Here is a 5,057-nt window from a genome sequence, read left to right as displayed (position 1 = left end):
GATGAGTTAATTAACCTTATTAAAACTAGAATTACTGAGATAGAAATGAAGCGGCAATTATAATTTACCTACCTAACTAAGTAAACGCCATTCAACTTCATCTTGGCATGTGATGTACGAAAGGATCATCCGGTGGGTAATACTTTTCATACACAACAGTGCAGCTCCGACAAGGGAAGTAAGACATAGCGTTTTCTCCTTATTTAATTAGTGAGTTAAGGGGTCAACTGATCTTCGGCGTAGCTACATTCTTATCTTCTGGGGGTGAGAGACCGATGCGAGAGGGTGCCTGAGCGTGCAGATTCCGCACTCGAAAGGGGCTTCATCAAATCCATATCACAAACGTCGTGAACAGGAGTAATCTAGAGCTATCACACAAAGGACTCAAAGGAGAATTACTATGTCACGCAAAGCTATTCTTTATGGTATTCGAATAGGAGTGGTGACCGCTGTCTTTTCAGTAGGTTACATTTGTGGCTCCATGAATTCTCACAATGCCAGTGCGCAGATGGGGGATCTCGGAGGAGAGTTGATGCAAAAAGCCGCTGGTAGCGGAGGAATGATTGGGAGTGTTGCTCAACTCGGCACAGCAATTACCGACATGGAGCAACACGTCAACGGTCTTCAAAAAAATATCGACACACTGAAGAAGGTAAAAGCAACACTGGGCGGGAAGTAGGTTATAGTTTCAACGAGTGGCGAGGATGCTGTTAGAGCTACCTAGGAACTGACGCTTCAGGAGGTGTTTAGAACCGGCTAAAAGATGGCATTGTGGAGTATGGAATGAGCATACCGGTGATATTTGCCAATGGCAAAGGCGGATACCTTCACAGATGCACTCTGGATCTTATGATTCGAGAAAAGGAGATCGTAGCCTTTCGTAGATCCAATGGATGGGTTCAGGTTGGTATTGATCCAGTTCGAGGTTCTGATCAGGAATCTAAGCCGTGGCTGGGCAACAGGTGGGATGATCTTCAATCTATGTAGCGCCCCAATTTGGTATGAAGACAGAGGCACGGGAATATCAGTACTAACTATATGAACTTCCTGAGAAAAAACTCGACAAAGATTCGGACGTGAAGCTTATTCATACTTTTCGCGGGACAGGCTATGCCTTCAGAGCGGAATGATTGATGTTCTTATACTACGAGCCTCGGATCGCCTTTCTAGGCTGTGTGAATTGTGAATCTGCTACAGATTTTGACCCGGGATCGGCGCCAATTTTGCTCCACCCACATGGCGTCGGCCTTCCTCCCAAGGGCTGAGCCCATAGAAATCTCTCCCCTCCCCTTGGAAGCCGAGCCGCTTCTCCTCACAGCCGATACTGCAATCTCCATCCTACCCATAGGGTGGTAAACCCCACGGTCAGAAAGTGCCTGGAAAGGCAGTTCCCAACACCACGCCGTCGGAGGATCATCTTAAACTGTGAGGTTTGACCAGAACTGCAGGAGGAATGACGACTTCGAGGAGGAATGAGAGCAGTACCTTGTGTACAGAGTGGAGATGAGACAGGTGGTGACCAGGAAAATGAGTTCGCTCCTTGTGTTGCTGGCGATAACCGTTTATCCTTCTCCACCTTTGCGCGTCGTCGAACACCTTCTTCACGGGCACGCTCCGTCGCTTCCGCCTCCCGACGTTGCCGTTCAATCTCTAATTTTCGCTCACGCATTTGCCTCTCCAACTCCGCCTTCTGTTGGGCATCTTCAACAAACTTGGCAGTGGAATTGGAGCAGGCTTTGAGCTCTTTCATTATCGCCGCAAGCTTCGAGGGAAACTCCCCCGCTTTTCCTTCCTGCTATTTTCGAACCCACTCCGTTCCATGATATGGAGAATATCCAGCATAACCTACTGCAGCGACAGGTCCACGTAGGTCCGCACCACGGTGGTCTCCAGGCTCCGGGACCAGGGGTACCTGCTGCGCCTCGGCGATTACCATCTCGACGAAATCACGCGCTGCGGCAAGCAAACCGGGATTTTCCCCACAGAGGTCCAGATCGTAGCTTACATCAAGGGTCGCCTGGTGGCTCCAGGTCCAGTTGCTGGCATAGGGGCGCAGGATGAACTGGTTCTCGCTAGAAGCGCTCACACGTGATGGTCCTCTCGGCCCCAGAGAAGGGAAACAGGTTGGACCGGGCTACCTAGGACAACGCCCGTATCCATCGCCCTTTCGCGCTCTTCGATGCTGCTCACAGCTTGTGGCGGGTGCGCACTTTCATACCATAGCCATACCTCAGTTGGCAGTAACCTCCAAAATTTGTCTACCATGCTACATCATGTCTCGGTGACGGTGATGAGTAATGAAATCTGATGGCGTGAGGTCCCCTGTCAGCACAGGTCATTCCTCGGTTGACCTCCGAGACAGCTGGAACAGGGGGAATGGAAGGACACAGCCTTTCAAAAATTGTCTGGAGGCTCTCGCGTCTGTTCTGGTCAGTGAGTCGCCTTTTCCCGTTTATCGCGCAGCCGCTGTGCGGCCAAAAGGAAACTCTCTAGGCGAGCTTCCACCAGTTGCGGGAAAGCGTTCCCGTCGGCCTCGATGGCGAGGAAGGGGAGGTCTGTTCCCGCCCCGCCCTTCTCCAGCCCCGCCCTCCTCCCGCTGAGCACTGCCTCGGCGATCCTACTGGGCATGCAGCCGAAAGGCCCGATGCTGATCACGCCGTGCACCCCGTGCCCCAGTTCCAGCAGTGTGGCTCCGATGGTGAGGGTCGCCTCGGTGGCGAGTTGTGGGTTCAGCAGCGAGCTGCTGGCGCGCACCAGCTCGGCCACGTGGTGCCCCTCCCCCTGGAAATAGCCAGAGCGGGAAAGTTGCTGGTCGACCGTCCGCCGGTCGCTTGCCTTGACCTGCCGGTCCAGAAACGAGCCAATCAGCTCCCTGGCCTGCAAGCTTTTCGAGGCGAGCCCATGGAACATGCAGTAGTCGCTGTACTGAATCCACTCGGTGATGGAGGCGGTGCGAACCACGATACCCCGCTCGGCTAGGCGCTCCACAAGCCACTGCCGGGAAAAGGCGTCGTGGCGTACGTAGATCTCCCCGAGGAGCAGGATTATGATCGGCAGCCTTCCCTCCTTGCGCGGCAAAGAGCAGAGGGCGGCAGCTTCCTCCCCGATGACCCGGAAAAGAGTTTTGTTGTCGTCCCTCTCGAGACTGGCGAAGATGCGTTCCTTCATCAAGCCCAGCCGCTCAAGGGCGACCGATGGATCGAGCGCCTGCGCCCGGAGTGATGCTTCGATCTCGTCCAGCCCGTCTCCGACACAGAGGGCCTGCCATCCCCGGCGGGCGAACCGGTACGGCAAGCCGGCATAGCCGTTCTCGCAACTAGGGCTCAATATGGCGACATTCTGGATGCAGTTCTTGGCCAGGTAGTTTTTCATGAATACCCGGTACTGCCCGAAGCGGCAGGGGCCGTCGGATCCGGGCATGAAGAAGTACAGCAATTCCTCCGGGCGCTTTTCCTGCTGCAGGTACCTGCGCAGCGAACCGACAGTCAGCAGTAGCGGCAGACATTCCTTGCAGGTGGCCACACCCTTACCGAGGTTTAACTCCTCCAATCCCGGGGGCGGGGCGGCCACTGCGTCGATGCCGGCGTATCGGAAGGCGCAGGCAAAGCCCCGGGAGGCTGCGGCCCCCATGCTCGGAACCAGCACTCGCACTCCGGGGTCGCAGAGGCGGCGTCCGCCACCGTAGGCATCGCGGCGACCGGGGATAAAGCTCCGCTCCTTATCCCCCACTCCAGAGGCATCAGCGCTGCGGGGCGAGACGCAGCGATCCCGGTAGTTGCGCACCACGTCGAGGAACGCCTCGATCCTGGTGTCAATGCCGGCGTCGGCGGTATGGGCGTCGAGTTCCAGGGTGAGGGAGGGCTTCTGTCCCATCCGGTCCCTAAAATAGCCGAGCAGGAAGGAGTCCGGACCGCAGCCGAAGCTGGTGACGAACACCCCGAAAAGGTTCGGATGCCGCTTGACCAGGTCGGCAACCTGCAGGATCTGCCGGCCGGTACTCCAGTACATCAGTTCGCCCGCCGCGGCGCCCTCCCCGCGGGGGAGGAAGTCATGGGGGATAACGGTGCAACCGCGACTGGAGAACTTCTGCGGGATGGAGAGGTTCGCGAGGCTGCGGAAGGCGTGGTAGGGTCGCCCGAAGAGGACCACGGCTGTGGCATCGGCAGCGAGCCCGGCCAGAAAGCGGCGGCCCCGCTCCTGCATCTCTCTGTGCAACACAATTAACGACTCCCACCCCCGGGTAAAGGCGCGGCGGGACCGGGCTGCGGCGAAGCCGAGCCGCTTGCCGATGGCGAGGAACTCTTCTTGCACCTTGTGCGGGGCCTGAAAATCGAGCACGGCGGTGAGCAGCCGTGGCTGCACCTCCCCAGGGAAGGCGGCGGCAAGATAGTACGGCTCCGCCTGGACCAGGGGACAGGTGCAGTTCGCCTCGCCTGGTTTCCCCTCAAGCGCCGCGTTCTTCACATGGGGAAGGAAGAGGTAGTCTACCCCGGCGTCGAGCGCGCTGCGAAGATAGCCGTGGCTGAGCAGCACCGGGTGGCAAAAGGGAGCTGCGGCGGCGCCGATGCCGTTCGGGGCTGGGAGGGAGGGGGTGACCACCCGCATGCCGAGCTCCGCGAAAAAGTGGGCATATAGCGGGTAGAGGGTGCTGGCGAAGAGCGAGGGGAGGACTCCGACAGAGGGACCGCCTGCGACCGGTGCGGGGGCGTATCTGCGGAAGACCAGCTCCTCGCGCAGGGCGACCAGGTCCTCTCCCCGCCCGTAAGCGGTGCGCCGTCCCTCGTACCTGCTGCAGGCGCCTCCGAAGGGTAAGGTGCGCCCGTCCAGGACGACCCGCGACACGCTGCACTTTCGGTCGCACCCCTCCCGGCCGGGGCAGTTGAACGGTTCGAGAAGACGGACCTCGCGGCCGGCCAGGAGCCCGAGGTCGAAATCCCCCCGCTCCAGGAGCCCCCCCTCTAGCCTGCGCAGGACCTCGAGGGCAGCGCCGAAGGCCCCCATCAGCCCCGGCTCAGGCGGGACCACGATGGCCTGGCCGCAGAGGGCCGCCATCGCCG

Annotated in this window: 3 protein-coding genes; 2 read left to right on the top strand and 1 reads right to left on the bottom strand. The window is 58.5% G+C overall.

What is annotated here, in order from left to right; genetic code table 11:
- Window positions 1-400: 400 nt before the first annotated feature.
- Together VJ604_RS16715 and VJ604_RS19405 are read left to right on the top strand one after the other, a co-directional pair.
- Window positions 401-679 carry a hypothetical protein gene (locus VJ604_RS16715; protein ID WP_324084522.1) on the top strand — a complete coding sequence of 93 codons (279 nt, stop codon included), beginning with the start codon at window positions 401-403 and terminating at the stop codon, window positions 677-679.
- A gap of 104 nt (window positions 680-783) precedes the next feature.
- Window positions 784-987, top strand: a complete 204-nt coding sequence (locus VJ604_RS19405; RefSeq protein WP_414652463.1) for a GSU3473 family protein — start codon at window positions 784-786, stop codon at window positions 985-987.
- 1,443 nt (window positions 988-2,430) lie between these two features.
- Here the strand turns inward: VJ604_RS19405 and VJ604_RS16710 are convergent.
- Window positions 2,431-5,057: acyl-CoA dehydratase activase-related protein (locus VJ604_RS16710; RefSeq protein WP_324084520.1), on the bottom strand; the 2,627-nt coding region annotated here is incomplete at its 5' end.

The sequence above is a fragment of the Geomonas sp. genome (genome assembly GCF_035254065.1).
In the GTDB taxonomy this organism is placed as follows: domain Bacteria; phylum Desulfobacterota; class Desulfuromonadia; order Geobacterales; family Geobacteraceae; genus Geomonas.
The sequence above is the reverse complement of the archived record's forward strand: the minus strand, read 5'-3'. Positions and strand labels throughout refer to the sequence as shown.